The sequence below is a fragment of the Halomonas flagellata genome, assembly GCF_022487945.1.
Classification (GTDB): Bacteria; Pseudomonadota; Gammaproteobacteria; order Pseudomonadales; family Halomonadaceae; genus Halomonas; species Halomonas flagellata.
Map to the genome: position 1 here is coordinate 1 of NZ_JAKVPY010000002.1, position 25,088 is coordinate 25,088.

Below are 25,088 nucleotides of genomic sequence, written 5' to 3' on the forward strand. Positions count from 1 at the left end.
ACGCCTACCTGAAGAACGTGCTGGAACGGCTGCCGACACACAAGGCCAGCCAAATCCACGAACTCCTGCCCCACAACTGGCAGCACAACGCCTGATCACTGACAAGCGGTGATGCCCGAACGCTTACCGCGGACCGGCCCCTCGCCGGCTCGGGGCGTTCGACCGCCCTCGCGGCGGTGCCGCGAAGGGCCGGGCGGTCTCACCCCCATGCGAGAGTAGGGTGAGCGCCGCCCGGACAAGGCATTGCCTTGTCAGGCGCGAACGGGCGAGGGATGCAAAGCCGCGAAGCGGCGCCCCGAGCCCTGGCTCAAGCCCACGCAGTGGGAGAAGAGGCGTCAGGCACTTCTTCAGAGAAAACCCCGAGCACATCCGTGTTCGGGGTTTTTTCGTTTCCGGTCGGCGAGTTTCGGGATGGTCGTGTGCCGCTTACAGAGGGTTGCAGGGCGTAGTGGTCATGGGACGTCAATTCGACTAGGGTTTTCAAGGGCCAAATGTAACGACTTGGTGGATAGAGAGCTCTCAGGAGGAGACAACCATGAAGACCGATATGCTCAAGAGACTTGGCCTGGCAATGCTGATTGCCATGATGGCCGGCGGGCTGGTGGCGTGCGAGGATGATCCGGGCCCGGCCGAGGAAGCCGGTCAGAATATCGACGAGGCGATGGAGGATGCCGGCGAGGGCATCGAGGAGATGGGCGACGAGATCCAGGACTCCGCCGAAGAGAACTGACCACAGGGCGGCAGAAATGCAGGAGGCCGGGCGATTGCCCGGCCTCCTGCCGTTCAGGGGCGGCGATCGTTCAACCGTTCTGCTCGATGCCCTGCACGTACCAGGGGGCGCCGTCGCGCATCTCGCGGACCAGGTGCCAGGTCTCGTTGAATTCGTTGTGCTCCCCGTTCTCGTCGAGAATGCCGTGGAAGATCACCGTGGCCTCGGCCCGCTGTCCCTCCTCGCGCACGTCGCCCAGCTCGGCGAACAGGCGCACGACCTCGGTGCGGTTGTTGGCCGGATGCCCGGCGCGCTCTTCACGCAACAGGTTGTAGAGCTCCGGCGTCACGTACTCCTGGATGCCGGCGAAATCATTGTTGTCCCAGGCGCGCTGCAGGGTCATGAAGTGCTCCTTGGCGCCGCCCAGGAAGCGCTCGCGGTCGAACCATTCGGGCTCGCCGGCGAAGGCCGCGCCGCCGCCCGCTGAGGCGGTCTCGGCCTGGAAGGCCGGAGATTGCACGCGGGTTGCCGGCTGGTCGGGCTGCCCCGCGGCCATGGCGGGGCGACGGCGCGCCAGCAGGCGAAACAGCAGGAAGGCCACGCCGGCGACCAGCAGGATATCCATCAGGCGCAGCTCGTCGAAGGCACCACCGAAGAACAACGCCGCGAGCAGGCCGCCGGCGAGCAGGCCACCCAGCATGCCGGGCATGCGCGAGCCGGCCGCCTGGCCCTGGCGCGCGGGTGCCGCCTGGTTGGTGGCGGCGGCAGGGCGCTCCACGGTACGGGACTGGGTACCGAAACTCTTGCCGCCACCGAGGCGGCGGGCGTCGGCATGATCCACGGCGAGGCCGAAGCCCAGCACACCGACCACCAGCATGATGAGAAGATGGCGCATTCAGAGATCTCCATTCAGGGATGTGCAGCAGGGTAAGCTTCAGGTCGAGTCATTCTAGCGGCTATGCTGGTCACTCACGACAATAAAGACCCGGAGAACGCCGATGCGCCTGACACGCGAAAAGAGCCTGATGCTGATCGTCGACCTGCAGGCCGGACTGCTGCCGGTGATCGAGAATGGCGACCAGGCGGTGACGGAAGCCGCCTGGCTGGGCGGGCTGGCCGAGTCACTGGACGTGCCGGTGTGGGTCACCGAGCAGTATCCGCAAGGGGTGGGCGGCAGTGAGCCACGGTTGTTGGCGGCGCTCCCGGGCCATCGCCTGTGGCAGAAGGTCCACTTCGGCGCCCATGAGGAACCGGAATTTGCCGCGGCGCTGGCCGAGAGCGGGAAGCGGCAGGTGGTGCTGTGCGGCACCGAGGCCCATATCTGCGTGATGCAGACTGGCCTCGGCCTGCTGGAGGCAGGCTATGAGGTCTACTGGCTGGTGGAGGCCACGGTGAGTCGGCGGGCCGCCGAGGCGCGATTGGCCCGGGAGCGCATGGTCCAGGCCGGTGCCGTGGCGGTGAGCGCCGACATGGTGGCCTACGAGTGGCTGCACCGCTGCGACGACGAACGCTTCAAGCAGGCCCATCGCCGCTTCCTCAAGGGCCGCTCCGCCCGGCCCCTGTGCTTCTGAATCTCGTTCAGGCCGCGCCTTCCTCGCGGGTGAAGACCAGGGTATCGCCTTGTGACATGGCATCGTTGAAACGATAGCCGGCCACGTCGAACGCCTTGAGACCGTCGGGGTCGTCCAGCCGTTGGCGGATCATCCAGGCGGCCATCAGGCCGCGTGCCTTCTTGGCATAGAAGCTGATGATCTTGAACTTGCCGTTCTTCTCGTCCTTGAACACCGGGGTGATGACCCGGGCCGAGAGCCGTTTGGGGTCGATCGCCTTGAAGTACTCGTTGGAGGCGAGGTTGACCAGCACCGGGCTGCCGCTGGCGGCCACGGCCCTGTCCAGCTCCGCGGTCAGGGTCTCCCTCCAGAAGGCGTAGAGGTCGCGCCCGGCGGGGTTGTCGAGCCGGGTGCCCATCTCCAGGCGGTAGGGCTGGATCAGGTCCAGCGGGCGCAGCAGGCCGTAGAGGCCGGAGAGGATGCGCAGGTGGTCCTGGGCGAAGGCGTTGTCGTCGTCGCCGAAGGTATCGGCTTCCAGCCCCACGTAGACGTCACCCTTGAAGGCCTGGGCCGCAGGCTTGGCGTTGTCCGGGGTGAAGGGCGTGTGCCACTCGGCGAACCGGGCGGCATTGAGGCCGGCCAGCTTGTCGCTGATGCCCATGAGCTCGCTGAGCCGCTGTGGCGAGTAGTCGCGCAGGATCTCGATCAGTTCACGGCTGCGATCGAGGAAGTCCGGCTGGGAATGCCGGGCCGTGGTGGCCGGCGTCTCGAAGTCCAGCGACTTGGCGGGCGAGATCACGCTCAGCATGGGGCGCTCCTGTACCTGGTAGATGGGCCTGACGGCGATACCCCGAGTATACCAAGCCGCCCACTCGCAGTGGGCTATCGCCTCGATAGCCCACTGCCCTGTCGGGAGGGGCTCAGGGAGCGGGGTTGGGGAGTCGCCGGTGCACCTCCTCGATGGCGTCGAGCACGCTCTGCTCGAGCCGGAGCGACTCGCTCGCCAGGTCGTCCTCGAGTTGCTCCATGGTGGTGGCGCCGATGATGTTGCTGGTCAGGAAGCTGCGGGAATTGACGAAGGCCAGGGCCATCTGCGCCGGATCGAGGTCATGGTCACGGGCGATCTGCACGTAGGCCCGTGTCGCCTCCTCGGCCAGCGGGTTGGTGTAGCGCTGGAAGCGCTCGAACAGGGTGAGGCGGGCACCTACCGGGCGGGCGCCGTCGAGGTACTTGCCCGAGAGCATGCCGAAGGCCAGTGGCGAGTAGGCCAGCAGCCCCACGTTCTCGCGATGGGCGATCTCGGCGAGCCCTACCTCGAAGGTGCGGTTGAGCAGGTTGTAGGGGTTCTGGATGGAGGCCACCCGCGGCAGGCCGAGAGTCTCGGCGAGGTGCAGGACGCGCATGACCCCCCAGGGCGTGTCGTTGGACAGCCCGATGGCGCGGACCTTGCCGGCGTCCACCAGCTCCTTGAGCGCCGCGAGCGTCTCCTCGAGCGGCGTGCTGTCCTCCTCCTCGTCATGCTCGTAGCCGAGCCGGCCGAAGAAGTTGGTGTGACGATCCGGCCAGTGCAGCTGGTAGAGGTCGACGTAGTCGGTCTGCAGTCGGGAGAGGCTGTCGTCGATGGCCTGCCTGAGGTGCTCGCGGGTCAGGCGCGGCCCGCCGCGCACATGCTCCAGGCCGGGGCCGGCGGCCTTGGTGGCGATGATCACGTCGTCGCGGGAGCTGCGGTGCTTCAGCCAGCTGCCGATATAGGCTTCCGTGCGCCCCTGGGTCTCCGCCTTCGGCGGCACCGGGTACATCTCGGCGGTGTCGATGAAGTTGATGCCGAAGGCCACGGCACGGTCGAGCTGTTCGTGGGCATCGGCCTCGCTGTTCTGCTCGCCGAAGGTCATGGTGCCCAGGCAGAGTCGGCTGACCTCGATGCCGGTGTTGCCAAGCGGTCGCGTCTGCATCCGTCACTCCCCTTGCAAGGCTCTGGTGTCCTGGAAACGTCAGGTCTGGAGTCGGCATGGTAGCGGCAGGTCGACCAGGGCGGCAAATGTGGGGGGGTTGAGTCGCCGCCGGGGCGAGCGTATGCTTGCGGCCCCGTTGCCCCGGCGGAGTCCGCAGGGCTGCTGTCACAGTATGCGAATGACGCCGCACACAGGGTAGTGGGCGAGGTCGTCTTCGGCACCACAGGACCAGGGTTGCTTGCCATGCCTCAGGCATCATCACTGTTCACTCGGCTCGAGTATCGTCTGGCGGAGCAGCTGTTCCATACTCGCTGGCTGCCTCGTTCGCCGCGCACCCAGAAGTTGACCATGCACCTCTTCCAGCGCTGCGCCGATGCCGGTCACCCGGCGGCGCTGTCGCTCTACGGGCACATGCTCTTCCATCGCGGCGTCAGCCCCCAGGACAAGGCACGCGGTGCCCGCTATGTGCTCGAGGCGGCCCATGCCGGGGATGCCCGTGCCCAGTACCGGGCCGGGCAGATCCACGAGCATGGCTGCGCCCTCTATCCGCGCCGCGATGATCACGCCGTGACCTGGTACGCCCGTGCCGGCGAGGCCGGTCATCCCCTGGCCGCCGACCGCCTGGCCAGGGCCTACCGCCGGGGCGAGCTCGGTCTGCCGATGGACGCCGAGCGCGCCGAGTACTGGCAGCGGCTGGCCGATCGCCAGGCCGGGTTCGCCGACCAACTGGACAGTGGCGAAGCCGAGACGCGACACTAGGTCAACCTGAGGCCGGAAACATGTCCCGGCCTTGCCCCCGACCTGGTGACCCATCATCGAGGACCCGCCTTCCCGTGACGCTACCGACACTGCTGGATATCGAAGCGTCCGGATTCGGGCGTGGCAGCTACCCCATCGAGGTCGGCCTGGCCCGGCCCGACGGCAGCACCTGCGCCTTCCTCGTGCAGCCGCTTCCCGAGTGGATCCACTGGGATCCCACGGCGGAACTACTGCACGGGATCAGTCGTGGCCGCCTGGCCCGCGAGGGGTATCCGGTGCGCCAGGTGGCGCGCTGGCTCAATGATGAGCTGTCCGACCTGGGCATCGCCTACAGCGACAGCTGGGGTTATGACAACACCTGGCTATCCCTGCTCTTCCACCATGCCGGCCTGCTGCCGGCGTTCCGCCTCGAGGCGCTGCGCATGCTGCTCAGCGAGGGGCAGCTGGCGCTGTGGACGGCCACCAAGGAAGCGCTGGTGCGCGAGCTGGGTATCCACCGTCACCGGGCCGGCGACGACGCCCGTCTGCTGCAGCTCACTTACCAGCGTACCCGCGAACTCGCCGGCGACGCCTGACTCAGTCCTCGCCGCTGACCGACAGCAGAACCTTGCCGATATTGGCATCGCGCCTGACGTGCTCGTGGGCCGCCTCGGCCTCGGTGATCGGCCAGGTGCGGTCGATCAGCGGCTCGAGCTCGCCGCTCGCGAGCCTGGGCCAGACATGGGCCAGCAGGGCATCGAGGATGGCGCCCTTGGCCGCCGGCGACTTGGCGCGCAGGGTCGAGCCGATCAGCCGCTGGCGCTTCATCAGCATCCGTCCCAGGTCCAGCTCGGCACGGCGCCCGCCCATCAGCCCGATCAGCACCAGGCGTCCGCCGGCATTGAGCACCTGCTGGTTGTCGGCGAGATAGCTCGCGCCCACCGGGTCGAGGATCATGTCGGCGCCGCCCCAGGCCTTCACCGCCTCGACGAAGCTGCCGTCGTGGCGGTTCCAGCCTGCCTCGGCACCCAGGGCACGACAGGCGTCGAGCTTCGCCTCGCTGCCCACGGTGACGAAGCAGGGGTGCCCGAAGGCCCGGCACAGCTGGATGGCGGCGGTGCCCACGCCGCTGGCGCCGGCGTGCAGCAGGACCCGCTCCCCCGCCGCCAGGGCGCCTTCCCGGAACAGGTTGAGCCAGGCGGTGGCGTAGACCTCGGGCAGTGCCGCGGCCCGTTGCAGGCCGAAGCCCTCGGGCAAGGGCAGCACCTGGCGGGCATCCACCACCACCTCCTCGGCGTAGCCGCCCCCGGCGAGCAGGGCGCAGACCTTGTCGCCCGCGCGCAGGCGCTCGACGCCGGGGCCGGTCTCGGTCACGGTGCCGCTGACCTCGAGCCCGAGGGTCCCGCTTGCCCCGGGGGGCGGCGGGTAGTGCCCGGCGCGCTGCATCAGGTCGGCGCGGTTGACGCCGGCCCAGGCCACGCGGATCCGCACCTGGCCACTCTCCAGCGGACCCGGCCCGCTGATCTCCCGCCAGCGCAGGCGTTCTCCGTCGATGGTGATGGCATGCATGGCGCCAGCTCCTCGGGTTGGCATGAACGAAAGCGGTGGCTCAGTCGGTGGTCGTCAGGCGGGCTTCCAGGGCGTCGAGCAGGGCGGCCGGCTCGGTGGCATCGATCAGCTCGGCCCGGGTGCGGCCGTTGAGGAAGCCGTGTTCCACGGTGCTGTCGAGGAAGGCCAGCAGCGGGGCATAGAAGCCACCGGTGTCGAGCACGCCGATCGGCTTGTCGTGCAGCCCCAGGTAGTGCCAGGTCCAGGCCTCGAAGAACTCCTCCAGGGTGCCGATGCCACCGGGTAGCACGATGAAGGCGTCGGCATGGGCGGCCATGTTCGCCTTGCGCTCGTGCATGTTGCGCACCCGGATCAGCTCACTGAGCCCGTGGTGGGCCTGCTCGCGCTCCACCAGGTGATCGGGCATCACGCCGATCGCCTCGCCGCCTGCGGCCATGACGGCATCGGCCAGGGCGCCCATCAGGCCGATGCGGGCACCGCCGTAGACCAGGGTGTGGCCGCGACGGGCGAGTTCGCTACCCAGCTGGCGAGTGGCCTCGAGGAAGTGCGGGTCACGGCCGTCCCGTGACCCCAGGTAGACGCAGAATCTCGACATGCTCTTCTCCTTGGCAAGGCCTCCATCCTAGCGCCGCGGCGGTGGTCCCGAAAGCCCGTGACCCTTCCCGCCCTCCTGGATACGCGAAGGGCGCCGTCATGGCGCCCTTGGCGATGTGCTGGCAAACGGCCGTGTTCAGCGCGAGCCGCTGGCCGCGTCGCGTTTCATGGCCTGGCGCAGCAGCTTGATGCCCACGCCGGTGATCACCACCATGCTGGCGATCAGGGCGAGACTGGCAATCACATGGGTATCGACGTACATCAGGGGCTCCTTCTCTGGGGAGTGGGTCTTGGGGTTAGGGTTCGGGGACGGCGGGGATGGTTCAGGGCAGGCAGTCGGCGACCCCGTACTCGGCATCCAGCCACTGGCCGATGACGTTGTCGCCGCAGAGGTGGTGGGCATACTGGGTGTGCAGGCAGCGCACCTGGTCCCAGTTGCCGATGCCGCCGATGCCGCGCTCCCTGAGCACGCCATCGTAGCCCAGGCGGATGACCTCGGCTGCCTGGGTGTCGCTCATGAAGCGCCAGCGGGCCTCGACATAGTCGCGGTGGCTGCGGTGATAGGCGGCGAGGAAGTCGGGGTCGTCCTGCAGGCGGGTCTCGAGCCGCTTGATCACCCCGGCGGCCTCGATGCGCGAGAGCTCGATCTTGAGGCGCTCGGAGCTGAGCCAGTAGAGGGTCGGGAAGGGCTTGCCGTCGACGACGGGGGCCATGCGCAGCACCAGCGGGGTGCCTTCGCCGTCGGTGGCCGAGACGGCCTCGATGCCTCTGGGGGCACGGCCAAGCTGCTCGGCGATGATGGCCAGCTGGCGCTCGTCAGGCGTCTGATCGGTGCGGATCAGCATCGTCGGGGTCCCGTACAAACTTGTTCGAACGGCCGACGGCCAGGAAGAAGGCGCGAGTGAGCTGCTCGGGCGTCGGCACATAGCGCCATTGCCGCTCGCAGTACTCGTTGGCCCTGGCCATCAGCGCGTCATGGAGGCGGTTGAATGGCGCATCATAATCGTAAGGGTCGGCGCCGAACAAGCGAATGTGCGGATAGTCGGCGAAGCGCTCCATGAAGAAGCGGATCAGGTCCGCCTCCACGGCACGGTGGCGGGCGATGTTGTCGGGGTCCAGCCAGAGGTCGTAGCGGATGGCCATGACCGGCTCCTGTTGTGGGGGTGTCCCGGTGATGCCGGGGCGTACCAATGGGACAGCGCGGGGCGCCATTCGGCTCGCCGGGGGCTCAGGTCCTGGCGAGGGCGACCAGGCGTGCCCCGGTGAGGCGGGCCAGGTCCTGTGGCGCCAGGCGAATCTCCAGCCCGCGGCGTCCGCCGCTGACGTGGATCGCCGTGAAATCCTCGGCGCTGGCGTCGAGGTAGGTGGGCAGGCGCTTCTTCTGCCCCAGTGGGCTGATGCCGCCCACCAGGTAGCCGGTGGCGCGCTCGGCCGCCTCCGCCTCGGCCAGGGTGGCCTTGCGGGCCCCGGCGGCCCGGGCCAGTGCCTTGAGGTCGAGCTGGCCGGAGACCGGCACGATGGCCACCACCAGGCGGCCGTCATCGAGGCGGGCGAGCAGGGTCTTGAACACCTCGTCGGGCGACAGGCCGAGGGCACGGGCGGCCTCCTCGCCGTAGGCCGGGGTGCGTGGGTCGTGGTCGTAGCTGGCCAGCGTAAAGGCCGTTCCGGCCTTCTCCAGCGCCTTCACCGCCGGTGTCATGCGTCTGCGGGCTCCTCCTGCAGATGGGCCTCCAGCGCCTCGCGCAGCTCACCCTCGATGGGGATGGCGCGCTTGGCCCGATGATCGAAGTGTACCATCACCGTATGGCCCCGGTTGGTCAACCGGCCATTCTGCCGAGCCTCCTGGCTCACCGTGAAGGAGCTGTTGCCAAGGCGCGAGACGTAGGTACGGATCTCGATCTCGCTGCCGTACTGCAGCTCGGCCCGGTAGTCGACTTCCATCCGCGCCATGATCAGGCGCCACTTGCGCGGGTCCAGGTCCGGGGTGAAGAGGCGGAAGAGGTCGTTGCGGGCCAGCTCGAACCAGGCCGGCAGCCGGGTGTTGTTGACGTGACCCAGGGCATCGGTGTCATAGAAGGCGGGCTCGATGGTGCGTGCGAACATGGGGAGTTCCTTGTCTGGGGATCGTCGTCGGATCCGGTTGGACAGCTTTATCCCTAGCAAGCGCTTGGTCAAGTGTCGGCGGCCCGCTCAGACCAGGCGCAGGCCCTGCCGGTCGGTCCATGCCGCCTTGAGGGCGGTGGCCAGGGGCTTGCGCAGGTGGTCCGGCAGGGCGCACTCGGCGGTCTCGAAGCGATCGAAGTCGCGGTTGCGCAGCCAGCAGTAGGCCCAGGCGCAGGCCTCGTCGTCACTCGCGGGCAGCGGGCGGGCGGGCATCTGCACCAGCAGGAAGGTGGCGGTGCGTGCCGCCCAGAGCGGAATGGCGTCGCCGGCATCGGGGGCGCTCCACTCGAGCAGGGTGGCGCCGCTCGGGGTGGCCTCGGGTTCGCCGAGCTTCGCCACCCGGGCGGTCTCGGCGAGGATCAGCGCCAGACGGTCCGCATCGCCCTGGCCCAGGCGTTGCCATTGGCCGATCAGCGCCGGCAGCCCGCGGCGTACCTTGGCATAGAAGCCGCTTTGCGGCATGGTCTCGTTCATCTGATGGTTGTCCTGGCCTGGATGTCGTGACTGGGGAGAGTACGCATGAATCATGATTTTGCCACGCCGGTGGAGCGTCGCCACCCGAAGGGGGGCGACTGGCCATCGCAGAAGTGGCATCACTACGGCGATGGGGTGCTGCCGTTGTGGGTCGCCGACATGGATTTCACCTCGCCCCCGGAGGTGGTCGAGGCGCTGCGTGCCCGGGTCGACCATGGCGTCTTCGGTTACGGCCTGGTGCCCGACTCGCTGCGCCACACCCTGTGTGCCTGGAGCGCCGCGCACTACGGTTGGACGATCGAGCCGGAGTGGCAGCTGTGGCTGCCCGGCGTGGTACCTGCCCTGCACCTGGCGAGCCTGGCGCTGACCGAGCCGGGCGATGGCGTGCTGACGGTGACGCCCATCTATCCACCCTTTCTCAAGGTGGCCGAGCGCACCGGTCGGCTGCCCCAGCAGGCGGCGCTGTGTGAGCCGGCCTCGCCGGGTGAGCCCTGGCGCCTCGACCTCGAGGCGCTGGAAGCCGCCATCACCCCCGAGACGCGACTGCTGCTCTGGTGCCAGCCCCACAACCCCACCGGGCGGGTCTGGACGCGGGAGGAGCTGGCCGGGCTAGCCGAGCTGGTTGAACGCCAAGGCCTGCTGGTGGTCTCCGACGAACTGCACTGCGACCTGCTGCTCGATGAGGGGGCGCGGCATCGTCCGCTGGCGGCGGCCTTCCCGGAACTCGCCTCGCGCATCCTGACGCTGTGGGCGCCGTCGAAGACCTTCAACCTGGCGGGGCTCACCACCGCCTGCGCGGTGATTCCCGATGCCGGGCTGCGGCGGCGCTTCGCCGCCATGGTGCGCGGCCTGCAGCCGGACGGCAATGTCCTGGGGCTGGTGGCCGCCGAGGCCGCCTACGCCCACGGTGACCCCTGGCGGCGGGCGCTGCTCGGGGTGCTGCGCGGCCACCGCCGGACCCTGGTGGAGCGGGTGGCTCGGTGGCCCGGCGTGGCCATGAGCCCGCCGGAGTCCACCTACCTGGCCTGGCTCGACCTGCGCCAGGCACACGGCCTGGCAGGGCATGACGGTTCGCCCAAGCAGGTGCTGCTGGAGCGGGCCGGGGTGGCGCTCTCGGAGGGGGCCGGCTTCGGCTGGCCGGGCTTCGTGCGGCTCAACTTCGGCACTACCGCCTCCCAGCTGGGCGCGGCACTGGACCGTCTCGACCGGGTGCTGAGAGGCTGACCCCCAGGGCGAGACCTCGCCCCGGAGACGCTCAGTAGAGCTGCGCGAAGAGCTTACGACGATAGGTGACCGTCAGCGGGTGATCGGCGCCCAGGGCGTCGAAGACTCGCAGCAGGGTCTTGCGCGCGGCATCGTCGCCGTAGGCACGGTCGGCCTTCATCAGCGCCAGTAGCGACTCCAGGCCGGCCTCGTAGTCGCCATCGGCGACCTGGCGCAGGGCGCGCTTGAAACGCGCCTCGCTGTCGTCACGGCCCGCGAGGGCCGCCAGCTCCGCCGCCGAGGGCGCCTCCTCGCCGAACTCGATGCTGGCGCGCACGCCCCGGGCCGGGGCGGCGTCTCGCTCCTCCGGCGGCAGGTTGTCGAGCAGCGCCTTGGCATCCTCGGCCTTGCCCTCGGCCACCAGGGCGCGGGCCAGCTCCACCTGATAGGGGGAGTGCTGGGGATTCTGCTGCACCAGTTGCTCGTAAAGTGCCCGGGCGGTGGCGGCGTCACCGGTGGCGAGTGCCTCGGCGGCCTGTTCCTCGGGGCTCGGCGGGACATCCTCCGGGGCCGGGATATAGCGGCCGAGCCATTCGCGGATCTGCTTCTCGGGCAGGGCGCCCTGGAAGTGGTCGACCAGGCCACCCTGGCTGATCAGCTTGACGTCCGGCACCGAGCGCACGCCGAGTTGGGCGGCGATCTCCTGGTTCTCGTCGATGTTCAGCTTGGCGAGGATGAAGGTGCCCTGGTATTCGCGGGCCAGCTTCTCGAGTACCGGCATCAGGTTCTTGCAGGGCTCGCACCAGGGTGCCCAGCAGTCGAGCAGCACCGGCACCTGCATGGAGAGCTCGAGCAGCTGCTGGATGTTGTCGCGGTCTACGTCGATGATCACCTCGGCATCAGGACGGCTCGACGTCGGGTCGGGGCTGTCGCCGGAGGCGGTGTCGACGGCGAGCGGTTCGCCGGTGCGGGGGTCGACGATGGACATGGTCAGTGGCCTTGGGTCAGAGTGAATTTACTCCGGAGATGCGGGTAGCGGGCCGGGACTTCAAGGGGAGCATACCATCGATGCGACGAATCCTGCGCCTGGCGGCCGGCTTGGGGCTGGTATTGGCACTGCTGCTGGCGGGTCCCCTGTGGATGCTGGCCACCGAGCGGGTCGATGGCGGAGGCCACTGGGCCTCGGCGAGTCGGGAGCCGGCGGGGCTGGCGCCGACGGCGGCCGAGGCCCCCGCGGCGGTGGTGCAGGTCTACGCGGCGCGTACCTGGGGCTGGCGTGGTGCCTTCGGCGTACACACCTGGATCGCCACGCGGGAGGCCGGTGCCGAGGCGTATCGCCTGCATCATGTGCTGAGCTGGCGCCGGCCCGCCCTGGTGTCGCAGTCGACCACCACCCCCGACCGTGTCTGGTACGGCAATGCCCCGGTGCTGCTGGCCGACTATCGCGGCGAGGCGGCCGCGGCGATGATCGGGGAAATTGAAGTGGCGGTGGCGGCCTATCCGGCGCCGTTGCGCTATCGTGCCTGGCCGGGGCCCAACAGCAACAGCTTCACGGCCTGGGTGGCCCGCGAGGTGCCGGGGCTCGAGGTGGTGTTCCCGGTGACTGCGGTGGGCAAGGACTATCTGTTCGATGGGGTGTTGGCCTCGGCGCCGGGCGGGCGTGGCACGACGGCCTCGCTGGGTGGCGTGCTGGGGGTGACCCTGGGGCGTGACGAGGGGCTCGAGCTCAACCTGCTGGGGCTCACGCTGGGAGTGGACGTGCGGCGCCCGGCGCTCAAGCTGCCGGGCGTCGGCCGGCTGGGCATGGCGGCCGTCATCAAGGGGGAGGGGGAGAGGTAGCATGGCCGGACTTGAGCCGATGACCTTCCTGGGGTTGTAGAGAGCCGAGCCCGACGAGCTACCAGAAGGTCTACCGTAGGCATGAAAAAGGCCAGAACCGGTTGGTTCTGGCCTTTTTCTTCGAAGATGGTAGCGGGGACCGGATTTGAACCGATGACCTTCGGGTTATGAGCCCGACGAGCTACCAGACTGCTCCACCCCGCATCAACGTGAGGCGTATTCTACAGGCTCCACGGCCTGGGTCAAGAGGCGATTTCAAACGCTCGTCCGTAGTGCTTGTCCTGGTCCATACTGCTGGCGATTGTCATGAAGACGACAATCGAGACAAGCATGCTGGCACTGGGCCATCCCCGGCCTGTGCCAGACAAGGCGCCACGAATATCAGGGAGGTAGTCAATGACCAACCAAGCACCCGTCGCCTGGGTCACCGGTGGCACCGGTGGTATCGGGACAGCGATCTGTCGTTCGCTGGCCGCCGAGGGCTTCACGGTGATCGCGGGATATCACAACCCGGAGAAGGCCAGAGCCTGGCTCGAGACCCAGAAGGCCGACGGCTACGAGAACATTGCGCTGTCCGGCATCGACCTCACCGACTACGATTCCTGCATGGCAGGGATAAAGGAGATTCGCGAAACCCATGGTCCCGTCAGTGTGCTGGTCAATTGTGCCGGCATCACCCGTGACGGCACCCTGAAGAAGATGACCGCCGAGCAGTGGCGCGAGGTCATCGACACCAACCTCAACAGTGTCTTCAACACCTGCCGTAGCGTGATCGAGGACATGCTGGAGGAGGGCTACGGCCGGATCATCAACATCTCCTCCATCAATGGCCGGAAAGGGCAGTTCGGCCAGGTCAACTACGCCGCCGCCAAGGCTGGCATGCACGGCCTGACCATGTCGCTGGCGCAGGAGACCGCCACCAAGGGGATCACCGTGAACACGGTGTCACCCGGCTATATCGCCACCGACATGATCATGAAGATCCCCGAGAAGGTGCGTGAAGCGATCCGCGAGGCCATCCCGGTCAAGCGTTACGGGACGCCCGAGGAGATCGGCCGCCTGGTCGCCTTCCTCGCCCACAAGGAATCCGGCTTCATCACCGGCGCCAACATCGATATCAACGGCGGCCAGTTCATGGGCTGACCGCCCGCCCGTCGTGACCGCCTCCGTCGCCGGCGATCCCGGTGGCGGGCTGGGGGACAAGCTGAAAGCGCGAGGCCGATGCCTCGCGCTTTCGTGTTCATGGCCCCGGCCGGGAGGCTCAGGGCGGGGGTAGATGGGTCAGGCTCTCCAGCATGCGGTCGAATTCGCCGACCTCCCGGGCCCAGAGGGCCGGGGGCACCGGCCCGGTGGCCAGCAGTTCGCGCAGCACGCCGTGGAGTTCCTCGGCCCGGGACGGCTCTCGCCCGAGGTTCTCGTTGAGCCGCTCGACCTGGATCGCCAGGCGCAACGGGTCGTCGCGGTGGCTGACCCGACCGACCGCAAGCAGCGAGAGATGCACCCGCAGGCGGGTGAGCCGCTCCTCGATCTCCGCCGGGTCGCCGGGCTGGCGGCGTGCCGCATTGCGCTGGGCGTGAGCCTGGCGCATGTCCTCGGGCAGGGGTACTTCCGCCGGTGGCTCGACGTCATGGCACGCCTCCCCGGCCAGGCTGGCGGCATCGGCCTCCAGGTGGCGCGCCAGCAGCGGCTGGACGTCGCGCCACCGGTTCACCTCCTCGAGCACCGCCAGGCGAGCCAGGCGCTCGCGGCGTGCCCGGACGATGCCCGTCCAGCGCCGGCGCATGCCCTCGGTGCGGCGGCCGGAGGGCAGTGGCTCCAGGGCGGCAGCCTCCTGGATGGCCCGCTCCAGTACCTGGGCGTCGCGGCTGTCGGTCGGGTGCCAGGCGTCGAGGTGGTCGATCAGTGCCTGCATCGCTTCCAGGCGCTCCCGGGCCTGCTGGGCGCGGTCGTCGCGCTCGGCCTCGCGGCTGGCGAAGATGCCGTCACACAGGCTGCGGAACTCTCGCCACAGGGCCTGCTCCTCTCCCCGCGGGGCGCGGCCCAGCGTTCGCCATCGTCGCTGCAGCGCCTTGGCCTGCTCGGCACGGCGGGTGGCGGGCTGGTCGCCTTCGAGCAGGGCCCGGGCCTGCTCGATCAGTTGACGCTTGGCCCCGGCAACCTCTTCGGCCCGGCGATCGATCAGCGCCTGCAGCTCGTGACGGATGCGGCCGAAGCGGCGTCCGATGGCCTCGGCGCTGTCGCGCGGGACGGGGGAGCTGCGGCGCCACTGTTCCCGCGCCTTGTCGCGGATCTGGCGCAGCGCGTCCGGGTCGGCCTCGCTGGCGGGCTGGGCGAGCAGCGTCTCGAGCTGCTCGCAGAGCGCCTCACGGGCCTCCAGATTGCGGGCCCGCTCGGCGTCCAGGCGCTTGCGCCAGGGCGCCAGGCGCTCATGGATACGGTCCGAGGCGGCTCGGAAGCTGGCGGCTTGCTGGCGGTTGGCGGCGGCGTCACCCAGTGACTTCCACTCCTTGATCAGTTGACGGTGGCGGCGGTCGAGCTCGGCGTCGGCCAGCGAGGTGTCCTCGGCCAGGGCGTCGATGGCCTGGCACAGCTGGTCGCGCTTGGGACCGGCGACAAAGCCCCGCCAGTCGCGAAGCTCGGCCAGCCGGGCCGCGAGGCGCTTGAGGGTTGCCAGCTGGGGCCGGATGCGTGCCTCGGGCAGGTGGTCGGCCTGCTGGCGCAGGCGCTGGTGAAGGCGGCTGGCGCCCTTGAAGGCGCCACTCTCGAGCAGGCACTCGAGCTGGGCCAGGTCGTCGGTGAAGCGGGCCAGGCGGCTCTCCAGGTCGTCGTCGGCAGGCTTGGCGGCGAGTCGCTGGCGGGCCTGCTGCAGGAGCGGTGCGGGGGCCAGGTCGTCGGGCCAGCCGCTGGCCTCGACCAGGGCGGCCAGGCGCTCGTCGTCGCCATCGGTCAGGGCCTGACGGAGGTCCGCGGCCCGCTCCTCGAACCTGACCCAGGCCTGGGCAATGCGTTCGTAGCCGGCCAGGGCCGCATCATAGCGGCGGCGCAGCGACTCCTCGGCCAGGTGATGGTCGGAGAGGGTCTGCCAGCGGTTGGCCAGCAACCGCTTCTGGGCGCGCAGGCTGGCGATGTCCTGTTCGGTGATCCGCTCGCTGCGGGTGAGGGCGTCGAGGCTCTCCTCCAGAGCTTCCACCAGGGCCTCGCGGTTCTGGTCGGCATCCTCGCGACGCTGGTGGTCGGCTGCCCGGGAGAGCTGCTGGGCCTCGTGGTCGCCGATCACCTTGCGACAGCGCAGGCAGGCGTCCTGGTAGCGTTGCTCCTGGCTGGCATCGGGCAGGTCCCCCAGGGCGCTCCACTCGCGCACCAGGTGGCGGAAGCGGCCGGCATAGAGCGGTTCCCAGGCGGACTGGGCATGTCGCTCCAGCGTTTCGAGCAGTGCCTCGCGGCGTTCACGGACGGCGGCCAGCGAGGCGGCATCGGCTCGCAGCCGGTTGAGGCGCTCGCGGGCCTGGCGCATCACCTGGCGGTCGCGACGGGCCGACTGGACCAGCCTGGCCAGGCCGGCCTCGCTGGTGACCCGGGCCGCGGCGGCATGGCGCACGGCGGCGATGCCGTTGTCGCAGGCCTGGCGAATCAGGGCATCCTCGCCTTCGAGGCGGGCCAGGGCAGCCAGGCGTAGCTGCTGGTTGTCGCCCTGCAGGGCGATCTCGCTTAGCAGGGTGTCGGCATCGAGGCGCTCGGTCAGGGCGATGCGGGTCGCCAGCTCGAGGTCGCCCTGGCGGCCCGTCAGCAGCGCGACGAGACGGGCATGCAGCTCGGGAGAGGAGCCCTCGTCGAGCAGGGCCAACAGGCGTTCGGGGTCATCGAGGCGCGCCAGGGCGGCCTGGCGGACGCCCGGGTCGGCATCCCGGGCCAGCCGTTCGAGGGCCTGGCGCTGTTCGGGACGCGACGGGTCGAGGCGGTCGGCGGCCTGGCGGCGAACCCCGGGGTCGGGGTGTTGCCAGCGAGGAGAAAAGAGGCGACGAAGGAGTCCAGACATTGACCATCCTGACATGGAAGCGCCGAGAGGCAGGCGCAAGCGATCTTGTTGTTGGCATCGGTGGCGACACGCGGCCGCAGGCCATGAATGTATCTAACCATGCGTCGCGCCTGCGGAAAAGCCCGCGGCAGATGTCGGGTGTGGCCGACTGGAGACACTGACAACCGGAGGTCGCTGAGCTTATGATCAGTTGCAGGGGACGAGTCACTCGCTTAGCTTTGACCAGGTACCCCGACCATCACCCGACGTGGAGTTCGGCAATGAGTCTCAAAGTGGACAGGGACAGCATGGCGTTCACCTTCAAGGGAGGCATGCTGCCGATGACGGTCATGGAGCTGGCCAGCGCCGACCCCGAGCGCATCCGTGAGCAGCTCGCCGGCAAGCTCAGTCAGTCTCCGGCCTTCTTCCAGCATACTCCGGTGGTGCTCAACGTCGAGAAGCTCGACGAGCCGCACCTGGCCCTGGAGCGCATCTGTGCGGTCTGCCGGGCCCACAAGCTGCTGCCCGTGGCGGTGCGCGGCGGCCCCGATCCGGTCAAGCAGTCGGCCTGGGCGCTTGGGCTGGGCTGGTTCCCGCCCCAGGAGGCGAGTCGGCCCCGGTCGCTGGAGAGCGTGGCACCCGACGAGCCGACGCCTGCCGAGCCGGAGGCGGGCGAGGGGGCGGAGCAGGAGGCGCCCCCAGTGAAGGGCAGCAGCGGCCGCATCTACCGTGGCACGGTACGCTCCGGCCAGCAGGTGACGGCCCCGGAGGGCGACCTGGTGGTGATCGGGGCCGTCAATGCCGGTGCCGAGGTGCTCGCCGCCGGTAGCGTGCATGTCTACGGCGCCCTGCGTGGCCGGGCCCTGGCGGGAATCCACGGCGACCTCCAGGCCGGCATCTTCTGTCGCGAACTGCACGCCGAGCTGCTCTCGGTGGCCGGCAACTACAAGCGACTCGAGGACATCGACCCCCGCCTGCTGGGCACGGCCGTTCAGGTGCGCCTGACCGACAATCAGCTGGGCATCACAACGCTGACCTGAGCCTGTTCCGCCGTGTCCGGCCGGCGGCGTATCGACGTCTCTTTTTTCCTTATTTCCACCATGACTGACAGGAAGCGTAACTTGGCCAAGATCATCGTTGTGACCTCCGGCAAGGGGGGGGTCGGCAAGACAACAAGTGCGGCAGCCATTGCCACTGGCCTGGCACTGCGAGGCAACAAGACCGTGGTCATCGACTTCGACGTGGGGCTGCGCAACCTCGACCTGATCATGGGGTGCGAGCGGCGCGTGGTCTATGACCTGGTCAACGTCATCCAGGGTGAGGCGGGGCTCAACCAGGCGTTGATCCGCGACAAGCGGGTCGACAACCTGCATATCCTGCCGGCCTCCCAGACCCGCGACAAGGATGCCCTGACCCTGGAGGGGGTCGAGAAGGTGCTCAATACCCTGGGCAAGGACTTCGACTACATCCTCTGCGACTCCCCGGCGGGCATCGAGCGCGGCGCCCAGCTGGCGATGTACTTCGCCGACGAGGCGGTCGTGGTGACCAACCCGGAGGTCTCCTCGGTGCGCGATTCCGACCGCATCCTGGGGCTGCTGTCGTCCAAGACGCGACGGGCCGAGCGCGGCGAGGACCCGATCCGCGAGCACCTGCTGATCACCCGCTACAACCCGACGCGGGTCGACCTGGGGGACATGCTCAACCTCGAGGACATCCGCGAGATCCTGGCCATCGACCTGCTCGGGCTGATTCCCGAGTCCGAGGCGGTGCTGCGGGCCTCGAACCAGGGGGTGCCGGTCACCCACGATGCCGACAGCGACGCCGGCCAGGCCTATACCGATACCGTGGCCCGCCTGCTCGGTGAGGAGGTCCCGCTGCGCTTCCACGAGTACCAGAAGAAGAGCCTGTTGAGCCGAATGTTCGGAGGAGGTCGCCGGTGAAGTTGCTCGAGTTCCTGAAGAGAGAGCGCAAGAAGTCCGCGTCGGTCGCCAAGGAGCGGTTGCAGATCATCGTCGCCCACCAGCGCAGCCAGCGCGGACAGCCGGACTACATGCCGATGCTGGAGAAGGAACTGCTGGAAGTGATCCGCCGCTATGTCCAGGTCGACGACGATGCCATCAACATCAGTCTCGACAGCGAGGACAACTGCTCGGTGCTGGAGCTGAACGTCACCCTGCCCAGGGCCTGAGCATCGAGCCGGCTGAGAGGCGGGCGAGGCTGTGCTAGGCTGTTCCCTTCATGCCTGCACCGTTCGGAGAGACCTCGCTCATGGCGCCGCCTCATGCCGCCCCGTTGACCTTCCTGTGGCACGACTACGAGACCTTCGGTGCCGACCCGCGCCGCGATCGCCCCTCCCAGTTCGCGGCCATCCGCACCGATGCCGATTTCAACGAGATCGGCGAGCCGGTGACGTGGTTCTGCAAGCCGGCCGATGACTTCCTGCCCCACCCGCAGGCCTGCCTGATCACCGGCATCACGCCCCAGCAGGCCAGTCGCCGTGGCCTGCCCGAGGCCGAGTTCGCCGGCCGTATCCAGGCGCTGATGAGTGAGCCGGGCACCTGTGCCCTGGGCTACAACAGCATGCGCTTCGATGACGAGGTGAGCCGCCACCTCTTCTACCGCAACCTGCTCGATCCCTACGCCCGGGAGTGGCAGAATGGCAACTCCCGCTGGGACCTGATCGATGTGGTGCGTGCCTTCCACGCCCTGCGCCCGGCCGGCATCGAATGGCCGAAGCGCGACGATGGCGCTCCCAGCTTCCGGCTCGAGGCCCTCACCGCCGCCAACGGCATCGAGCATGCCGGCGCCCACGACGCCCTGGCCGACGTGCGTGCCACCATCGCCCTGGCACGGCTGCTGAGATCCCGCAACCCGAAGCTCTTCGACTACCTGCTGGGGCTGCGCGGCAAGCGCCAGGTGGCCAAGCTGCTCGACGTGCCGGGCCGCAAGCCGGTGCTGCACATCTCGCGTCGCTACCCGGCGAGCCGCGCCTGCAGCGCCCTGGTGATGCCGCTGGCCGAGCACCCGAGCAACCCCAACGGGGTGATCGTCTATGATCTCTCGATGGATCCCTCCCCGCTGTTCGACCTCAGTGCCGAGCAGATCCGCCAGCGGGTCTTCGTCAGCAACGACGACCTGGCCGAGGGGGCCGAGCGCATCCCGCTCAAGGTGATCCATATCAACAAGTGCCCGGTGCTCTTCCCGGCCAGCGCCCTGAAGGACGTGGACGGCCCTGCCAAGGGCGACTACGGCGAGATCGTCGCTCGCCTGGGGCTGGACGTGGCCGCCTGCCGCCAGCACTGGAAGCTCCTGTCCGCCCGGCCCGAGGTCGCCGCCCGGGTCGCCGAGGTGTTCGCCGAGCCGCCCCCGGACGGCCCCCGTGACCCCGACCTGATGCTCTATGCCGGCGGTTTCTTCTCGCCCTCGGATCGCCAGCAGATGCAGCGGGTACGCGAGACCGACCCCTGGGAGCTGGTCGGCGCGCGTTTCGCCTTCCAGGACCCGCGCCTCGAGGAGATGCTGTTCCGCTACCGGGCGCGCAGCTATCCCGAGACCCTCGAGAGCGAGGAGCAGGTCCAGTGGGAGGCCTTCCGCTGGGCTCGGATGAACGATCCGGCCCTCTCGAGCCTGACGCTCAAGGACTTCGCCCGGGAGATCGAGCGGCTCAATGGCGTCCCGCTGTCCGACCGTGACCGGCAGGTCCTCGAGGAGCTGGTGATGCATGTGGAGGCGATCATGCCGCCCCAGGCCTTCGATGCTTGATGATAGGGCTCGGGGCTGATCCGGCGGCAGGCCAGCAAGGAGGCGCCGTAAACCCTATATGGTCTCCTCCCGGCTTGCCCCGGCGCCCCTCACTCCTTGCCTCTCACCCCTCACTATTATCAGTCAGTCGTCGGCCTCGGGAAGCGGGGCCAGGTGGCGGGTCAGTTCGGCCACGTCGCTGGGCTCGTCGCCCGGGTCGAAGGTGACGTTGGCCACGGCGGCCTCGCGCAGCCGCGACCAGGCCTCACGCAGGTCCCGGGCGGTGACCGACAGGACTCGTTCGGCGAGCCGCTCGCGGCGGTCGAACCCGGTATCGCCGAAGGACATCGCCTGCCATAGCCGGGAGGCGCGGGCCGAGAGGCTGGTGTCGCGCTGCATCAGCCCAGCATGGACGGCCTGGCGATAGGGGGCCAGGTCAGCGTCGTCGAGCGCCTCGAGCCGTCCCTCGAAATCGTCGAGGAAGGCATCGATGCGGGCCTGGATCGCCTCGCTTTCGGTGTCGGGAGACTGCACCAGCAGGCCGATGCCGGGCGCATCCATCAGCGGTGAGTAGCCGGCGTTGACCACATAGCCGAGCTGCTCCTCGGTGCGCAGCCGCTGGTAGAAGGGCGTGTCGATCAACTGGCCCAGGACGGCCAGCCGCGCCTGGCTCTCCAGCGACCGATCCGGGCCCTGCAGGTAGCGCAGCACCAGCGACTCCTGGCGAGTGGTGACGGGCACCAGCGCCGGCAGGTCGGAATCGGCGCGCAGTGGCACCAGGTCGGGAATCCGCTCCTCCGGCAGGCGGGGCGCGAGGGCTTCGGCCACCAGGCGGGCCTCGCGGGTCGCCAGCTCGGCATCCAGGTTGCCCACCGCCATGGCCTCGAGGCGCAGCTCGGCGAGGAAGGCCTCGCGGTAGTCGTGCAGGTCGTCGACCTCGAGCTCCCGGCTCGCCTCGAGCAGGGCATCGGTGGGCCACTGGGGGCGTACCAGGGCCTCGGCGAGGGTGCGATGGGCCTGGCGATGGAGCGCGGCCTGGGGCGCGTTGCGCCACTCCCGTTGCAGGCGGTAGCGCACGCGCTCGAAGGTCGCGGCATCGATCTCGCCACTCTGGAGCTGTGCCAGCACACGGTGCATCAGCTGGTCCTGACGGTCGCGCCAACCGGAGAACGACAGGGTGATGCCGCGGGCGTGGGCGTAGGCCTCGAAGTGATGGCCAGCGAGCCGGGCCGGGTAGAGGGCCTCGTTGAGGCTGTCACCCAGCCAGCCGGCCAGTACCCGGGCCAGGGCGGCCTCCCGGGGAGTCGCCGAGGCCTCGGGGTGCTGCAGGCTGAAGCGCCACTCCACCTTGGGCGTGTCGAAGGTGGCGTCACTCATGTGCCAGAGGGCGAAGCCCGCCTCGTCGATCACCAGGCTGGGCTTGTCGTGCTGCTCCTCGAGCAGCGTCACGTCCTCGGCGATATAGGGGTTGGGGGCAGGGAGCGCGAGGCCGGCGAGGGGGCGGGCCTCGGTCAGCTCGTCGTCGCCGACCTCGCGCCAGGGCGCATTGAACCAGGGCGAGACCTGCTCACCCTCCACGTCCGGGGCGCTGTAGAGGCGAATCAGCCGGTCGGGGCGCAGGGCGTCGAGGTAGCGCTCGGTCGCCGCCCGGTCGAAGCCGTCCATGCGGTAGGGGGCGTACTGCACGTCCTCCACCGGGAAGTGGGTCAGGTTCATCGCCAGCCGCATGGCGCCATTGAGCGGCGAGCCGTGCTGCTGGAAGCGGAACTGCTGCTCGGCCAGCCGGGCCTGTTCGTCGTAGCGCCAGGGGTCGAGGCCCGCTTCACGGATCTGCGCGATGGCCGCGAACAGGGTCGCCTCGATCTCGTCGAGTCGCTCGGCTCCGGTCGGGGTCAGGCTGATGTCGACGCTGAACAGGGCGTGGTGACCGTCGCCGCGGGTGACGCCGGCGGCGAGGCCGTCGGCCCAGCCCGCCTCGCGCAGCACGGCGAGCAGGCTGCCGACGCCCTCGTGGCCGAGCAGGTGGGCGAGCAGGTCGGCGGGCTTGTGGCGGTACTCCCGAATCGGGTCGGGCACGGGGAACAGGAAGCGCAGCTGACGGCTGTCCCGCACCGACTGGACCTCGACGCGTCGCGGCAGGCTGCTTTCCACGACCAGCGGTGCCTCGATCTCCGGGCGCGACAGCCCGCGGTCGGCGATCTCGGCGAAGCGCTCGGTCACCAGTGCCTCCAGGTCGTCCAGGGGGCGGGGGGCGATCAGCGCCAGGTGCATGACGTTGGCGTCGTAGTGACGGGTATAAAAGTCGATCACCCTGTCGCGCAGGGAGGCTTCTCCCTCGGGCGGGCTGGCCAGGGTATCGCGACTGCCCACGGCGAAGCCGGTGGTGGGGTTCGCCGGGTTGAGCAGCTGGTTGAGTACGTCGTTCTCGCGGCGGCCGTCATCGCGGATGCGCGCCATGTACTCGGAGTGGACGATGTTGCGCTCGCTCTCGAGCTGGTCGGCGTTGAACAGCGGCGCGACGAAGAAGCGGCTGAAGCGGTCCAGGGCACCGGGCAGCGCTTCGGGCTCGATGTCGAAGAAGTAGTTGGTGTCCTGGGGAGCGGTGAAGGCATTGTGGGTGCCGCCGTGGCGCGAGATGTAGGCCTGGTAGGCGTCCGGTTCGGGGAAGGCATCGGTGCCGAGGAACAGCATGTGCTCGAGGAAGTGGGCCAGGCCGGCCAGATCGTCCGGGTCCTGGGCGCTACCCACGCCCACGTTCATCGAGGCGGCGGCCTTGTCGGCCTCGGGATCGCTGACCAGCAGGGCGGTGAGGCCATTCTCCAGGGTCAGCACGCGATAGTCCCGGGCGTCGTGGGGGCTGGTCAGGGGCGTGGTGACCTCGGCGACGGCCTCCGGCTCGGGGGCCGGTTCACGGGCCACGGCCGAGGTGAAGGGCAGGGCGAACAGCAGGGCGCCGGCCAGGGCCAGCAGGCCGAGCGGACGTGCTGGCCGTCGGGCGCTGGCACGGCAAGCGGCAATGGCGCTGAGGGCGGCGATGGACATCATCTCTCCTTATCGGGGGTTCCGGCGCAGCATGGGGCCGGTGGGGTAGGCGCAGGCCGGGTCCTGGTGCGCGGGATCATTGACACGTCTTGATACCGGAAAGGCGCCCAACAGTTCCATGGGGGCGGTGGTCAGCAGCGCCCTCGCTTCCCCGGGCGGTGTCCGTGGGTCGAGCCAGCGCCGGCCGTCGCCGGGCGCGATCACTCCCGGCAGGCGATCGGTGAGGGGGGCGAGCAGGGCGTTGGTGGGCACGGTGATCAGCGCGAGGGAATCCGTGTGCTCGACCAGGCTGGTATGGAAGCGGCACCAGAGTCCCGCCAGCAGCAACGGGCCCCGGTCGACCCGGGTCACCAGGAAGGGTTGCTTGAAGCGCGCCTGGACTCGCCAGGCGTAGACGCCACTGACCGGCACCAGGCAGCGGCGGGCGAGGAAGGCCTCGCGGAACATGGGGCGCGCCTCCAGCGACTCCGCCCGGGCGCAGTGAGGCGCGCGGTCGAGCACCTCGAGCCAGGGCGGCGTCAGGCCCCAGAACAGCCGGGAGAGGTGCGGCCGGTCGGCTTCCAGGCGGATCGCCGAGAGCGGCCGTCGCGGGGCCAGGTTGGGGCTGGTCACCAGGGGGGCATCGACCTCCAGGCCGGGCAGCAGGCATTCGAGATCGAGAGAGGCGATGTGCAGTCGGCCGGCCATGGACACTCCGCGGGTGATGGAGCGACAGGGTACCCAAGTCGAACGGGCGAGAAAAGCGCCGAATCGGCGGCGATCCCGTCATGGACTTGCGTTTGTCCGAGGGATGGATAAGCTGTCGAAAACAGTGTTCGATCTGCGCTATCCTAGGTGGGCAAGCCGAGTACCGCCCGCCACCATCTTGCGAGGAATCCGATGGCCCGTCCCAGACAGCACGCGCCCGAGGCGCTACATGCCCAGGTCATGGCGGCATGTGATGCCTGGCTGCAGGAGAACCCTGCGCACACGCTGTCGCTGCGCGCCCTGGCGCGCGAGGTCGGTTGTGCTCCCAGTACCCTGCTCAAGCTCTACGGCAGCTTCAGCAACCTGCTCCAGCACGTCAACATCGAGACCCTGGCTCGCCTGCGTGCCGTGATCGAGCCGCTGACCGAGAGCGCCGCCCCGGAACAGCGCCTCAAGGCGCTGGCCCGTGCCTACTGGCAGTTCGCCCAGCGCGACGCCTTCCGCTGGCAGCTGCTGTTCGACTACCCCCTGGCCCAGGAGGGTGAGCTCGACCAGCGCCAGAGCGACATGATCGAGGGATTGTTCCTGCGCGTCGAGGCCACCCTCAGGGAGTACCAGCCGGCGCTGGACGACCAGGAGGCCCGCCGGCTGGGACGCACCCTCTGGGGCAGCGTCCATGGCCTGGTGCAGCTTGGCCTCAACGAGCGGCTCGGCTACTGGCAGGGGCAGCAGCTGGAGGTTGGCGAGCTGCTCGATCAACTGCTCCACACCACCCTCGCCGGCCTGAAACACAGACCCGACGTGACGTGACG

The 25,088-nt window shown here is 69.1% G+C and carries 28 protein-coding genes and 1 tRNA gene; 13 read left to right on the forward strand and 16 right to left on the reverse strand.

Annotated elements, in window-relative coordinates; translation table 11 throughout:
• Together MKP05_RS01685 and MKP05_RS01690 are read left to right on the forward strand one after the other, a co-directional pair.
• Positions 1-95, forward strand: a 95-nt coding sequence (locus MKP05_RS01685; RefSeq protein WP_240566927.1) for a transposase domain-containing protein, incomplete at its 5' end; no start/stop codon positions are given.
• A gap of 440 nt (positions 96-535) precedes the next feature.
• Positions 536-730, forward strand: a complete 195-nt coding sequence (locus MKP05_RS01690; protein WP_110282867.1) for a hypothetical protein — start codon at positions 536-538, stop codon at positions 728-730.
• Between the two features lie 70 nt (positions 731-800).
• Here MKP05_RS01690 and MKP05_RS01695 read toward each other — a convergent pair whose 3' ends face one another.
• Positions 801-1,604 carry a Tim44 domain-containing protein gene (locus tag MKP05_RS01695; protein ID WP_240566760.1) on the reverse strand — a complete coding sequence of 268 codons (804 nt, stop codon included), beginning with the start codon at positions 1,602-1,604 and terminating at the stop codon, positions 801-803.
• A 103-nt stretch (positions 1,605-1,707) separates the two neighbouring features.
• On the opposite strand from MKP05_RS01695, the gene MKP05_RS01700 reads away from it, so the two are divergent.
• Positions 1,708-2,280, forward strand: a complete 573-nt coding sequence (locus MKP05_RS01700; protein WP_240566761.1) for an isochorismatase family protein — start codon at positions 1,708-1,710, stop codon at positions 2,278-2,280.
• A gap of 7 nt (positions 2,281-2,287) precedes the next feature.
• Here MKP05_RS01700 and yaaA read toward each other — a convergent pair whose 3' ends face one another.
• On the reverse strand, positions 2,288-3,067 hold the full coding sequence (gene yaaA, locus MKP05_RS01705; RefSeq protein ID WP_110282870.1) for a peroxide stress protein YaaA: 780 nt from the start codon (positions 3,065-3,067) through the stop codon (positions 2,288-2,290).
• 112 nt (positions 3,068-3,179) lie between these two features.
• Entirely contained in the window at positions 3,180-4,211 is a 1,032-nt protein-coding gene (locus tag MKP05_RS01710) for an NADP(H)-dependent aldo-keto reductase (RefSeq protein ID WP_240566762.1), read from the reverse strand.
• Between the two features lie 243 nt (positions 4,212-4,454).
• Between MKP05_RS01710 and MKP05_RS01715 the strand changes: the two genes are divergently transcribed.
• Positions 4,455-4,970, forward strand: coding sequence for a tetratricopeptide repeat protein (locus tag MKP05_RS01715; protein ID WP_240566763.1), 516 nt, complete (start codon positions 4,455-4,457; stop codon positions 4,968-4,970).
• A 74-nt stretch (positions 4,971-5,044) separates the two neighbouring features.
• On the forward strand, positions 5,045-5,545 hold the full coding sequence (locus MKP05_RS01720) for a hypothetical protein (RefSeq protein WP_240566764.1): 501 nt from the start codon (positions 5,045-5,047) through the stop codon (positions 5,543-5,545).
• A 1-nt stretch (position 5,546) separates the two neighbouring features.
• Here MKP05_RS01720 and MKP05_RS01725 read toward each other — a convergent pair whose 3' ends face one another.
• From MKP05_RS01725 to MKP05_RS01755, 8 genes are all read right to left on the reverse strand, one after another.
• Entirely contained in the window at positions 5,547-6,518 is a 972-nt protein-coding gene (locus tag MKP05_RS01725) for an NAD(P)H-quinone oxidoreductase (protein WP_240566765.1), read from the reverse strand.
• A gap of 40 nt (positions 6,519-6,558) precedes the next feature.
• Positions 6,559-7,113 carry an LOG family protein gene (locus MKP05_RS01730; RefSeq protein WP_110282875.1) on the reverse strand — a complete coding sequence of 185 codons (555 nt, stop codon included), beginning with the start codon at positions 7,111-7,113 and terminating at the stop codon, positions 6,559-6,561.
• 135 nt (positions 7,114-7,248) lie between these two features.
• The gene (locus MKP05_RS21705) at positions 7,249-7,374 is read right to left on the reverse strand and encodes a hypothetical protein (protein WP_258364096.1); all 126 of its coding nucleotides are present in this window, start codon (positions 7,372-7,374) and stop codon (positions 7,249-7,251) included.
• A 61-nt stretch (positions 7,375-7,435) separates the two neighbouring features.
• Entirely contained in the window at positions 7,436-7,957 is a 522-nt protein-coding gene (locus MKP05_RS01735) for a DUF501 domain-containing protein (RefSeq protein WP_240566766.1), read from the reverse strand.
• Complete coding sequence (locus MKP05_RS01740; RefSeq protein WP_110282877.1) at positions 7,929-8,255, reverse strand: hypothetical protein; 327 nt, start codon at positions 8,253-8,255, stop codon at positions 7,929-7,931. Before MKP05_RS01740 ends, MKP05_RS01735 begins: the two co-directional genes overlap by 29 nt.
• An 85-nt stretch (positions 8,256-8,340) precedes the next feature.
• Positions 8,341-8,811, reverse strand: a complete 471-nt coding sequence (ybaK, locus tag MKP05_RS01745; protein WP_240566767.1) for a Cys-tRNA(Pro) deacylase — start codon at positions 8,809-8,811, stop codon at positions 8,341-8,343.
• Entirely contained in the window at positions 8,808-9,215 is a 408-nt protein-coding gene (locus MKP05_RS01750; RefSeq protein WP_240566768.1) for an acyl-CoA thioesterase, read from the reverse strand. The genes ybaK and MKP05_RS01750 overlap by 4 nt, the downstream gene beginning before the upstream one ends.
• An 87-nt stretch (positions 9,216-9,302) precedes the next feature.
• The gene (locus MKP05_RS01755) at positions 9,303-9,737 is read right to left on the reverse strand and encodes a hypothetical protein (protein WP_240566928.1); all 435 of its coding nucleotides are present in this window, start codon (positions 9,735-9,737) and stop codon (positions 9,303-9,305) included.
• A gap of 57 nt (positions 9,738-9,794) precedes the next feature.
• On the opposite strand from MKP05_RS01755, the gene MKP05_RS01760 reads away from it, so the two are divergent.
• Positions 9,795-10,973 carry a MalY/PatB family protein gene (locus tag MKP05_RS01760; protein ID WP_240566769.1) on the forward strand — a complete coding sequence of 393 codons (1,179 nt, stop codon included), beginning with the start codon at positions 9,795-9,797 and terminating at the stop codon, positions 10,971-10,973.
• Between the two features lie 31 nt (positions 10,974-11,004).
• Here MKP05_RS01760 and MKP05_RS01765 read toward each other — a convergent pair whose 3' ends face one another.
• A complete protein-coding gene (locus MKP05_RS01765) occupies positions 11,005-11,940 on the reverse strand; it encodes a tetratricopeptide repeat protein (RefSeq protein ID WP_240566770.1) in 936 nt (311 codons plus the stop codon).
• An 80-nt stretch (positions 11,941-12,020) separates the two neighbouring features.
• Here MKP05_RS01765 and MKP05_RS01770 point away from each other — a divergent pair, with 80 nt between their 5' ends.
• The gene (locus MKP05_RS01770) at positions 12,021-12,791 is read left to right on the forward strand and encodes a DUF3750 domain-containing protein (RefSeq protein WP_240566771.1); all 771 of its coding nucleotides are present in this window, start codon (positions 12,021-12,023) and stop codon (positions 12,789-12,791) included.
• Positions 12,792-12,918: 127 nt separating this feature from the next.
• Here the strand turns inward: MKP05_RS01770 and MKP05_RS01775 are convergent.
• Positions 12,919-12,995, reverse strand: a tRNA-Met gene (locus MKP05_RS01775).
• Between the two features lie 192 nt (positions 12,996-13,187).
• On the opposite strand from MKP05_RS01775, the gene phbB reads away from it, so the two are divergent.
• The gene (phbB, locus tag MKP05_RS01780) at positions 13,188-13,934 is read left to right on the forward strand and encodes an acetoacetyl-CoA reductase (protein WP_240566772.1); all 747 of its coding nucleotides are present in this window, start codon (positions 13,188-13,190) and stop codon (positions 13,932-13,934) included.
• Positions 13,935-14,052: 118 nt separating this feature from the next.
• Here the strand turns inward: phbB and MKP05_RS01785 are convergent, their stop codons facing one another.
• Positions 14,053-16,827, reverse strand: coding sequence for a DUF349 domain-containing protein (locus tag MKP05_RS01785; RefSeq protein WP_240566773.1), 2,775 nt, complete (start codon positions 16,825-16,827; stop codon positions 14,053-14,055).
• A 260-nt stretch (positions 16,828-17,087) separates the two neighbouring features.
• Between MKP05_RS01785 and minC the strand changes: the two genes are divergently transcribed.
• The 4 genes from minC (at position 17,088) to sbcB (ending at position 20,568) form a co-directional block, all read left to right on the forward strand.
• The gene (minC, locus tag MKP05_RS01790; RefSeq protein ID WP_240566774.1) at positions 17,088-17,846 is read left to right on the forward strand and encodes a septum site-determining protein MinC; all 759 of its coding nucleotides are present in this window, start codon (positions 17,088-17,090) and stop codon (positions 17,844-17,846) included.
• 81 nt (positions 17,847-17,927) lie between these two features.
• Entirely contained in the window at positions 17,928-18,746 is an 819-nt protein-coding gene (minD, locus tag MKP05_RS01795) for a septum site-determining protein MinD (protein WP_240566775.1), read from the forward strand.
• The gene (gene minE, locus MKP05_RS01800) at positions 18,743-18,994 is read left to right on the forward strand and encodes a cell division topological specificity factor MinE (protein WP_102588074.1); all 252 of its coding nucleotides are present in this window, start codon (positions 18,743-18,745) and stop codon (positions 18,992-18,994) included. The genes minD and minE overlap by 4 nt, the downstream gene beginning before the upstream one ends.
• An 80-nt stretch (positions 18,995-19,074) precedes the next feature.
• Positions 19,075-20,568, forward strand: a complete 1,494-nt coding sequence (sbcB, locus tag MKP05_RS01805; protein ID WP_240566776.1) for an exodeoxyribonuclease I — start codon at positions 19,075-19,077, stop codon at positions 20,566-20,568.
• A 123-nt stretch (positions 20,569-20,691) separates the two neighbouring features.
• Here sbcB and MKP05_RS01810 read toward each other — a convergent pair whose 3' ends face one another.
• Both MKP05_RS01810 and MKP05_RS01815 read right to left on the reverse strand, forming a co-directional pair.
• A complete protein-coding gene (locus MKP05_RS01810; RefSeq protein ID WP_240566777.1) occupies positions 20,692-23,589 on the reverse strand; it encodes an insulinase family protein in 2,898 nt (965 codons plus the stop codon).
• Positions 23,590-23,598: 9 nt separating this feature from the next.
• Complete coding sequence (locus MKP05_RS01815; protein ID WP_110282889.1) at positions 23,599-24,276, reverse strand: SOS response-associated peptidase; 678 nt, start codon at positions 24,274-24,276, stop codon at positions 23,599-23,601.
• Positions 24,277-24,468: 192 nt separating this feature from the next.
• Between MKP05_RS01815 and MKP05_RS01820 the strand changes: the two genes are divergently transcribed.
• A complete protein-coding gene (locus MKP05_RS01820) occupies positions 24,469-25,086 on the forward strand; it encodes a TetR/AcrR family transcriptional regulator (RefSeq protein ID WP_240566778.1) in 618 nt (205 codons plus the stop codon).
• Positions 25,087-25,088: the final 2 nt, after the last annotated feature.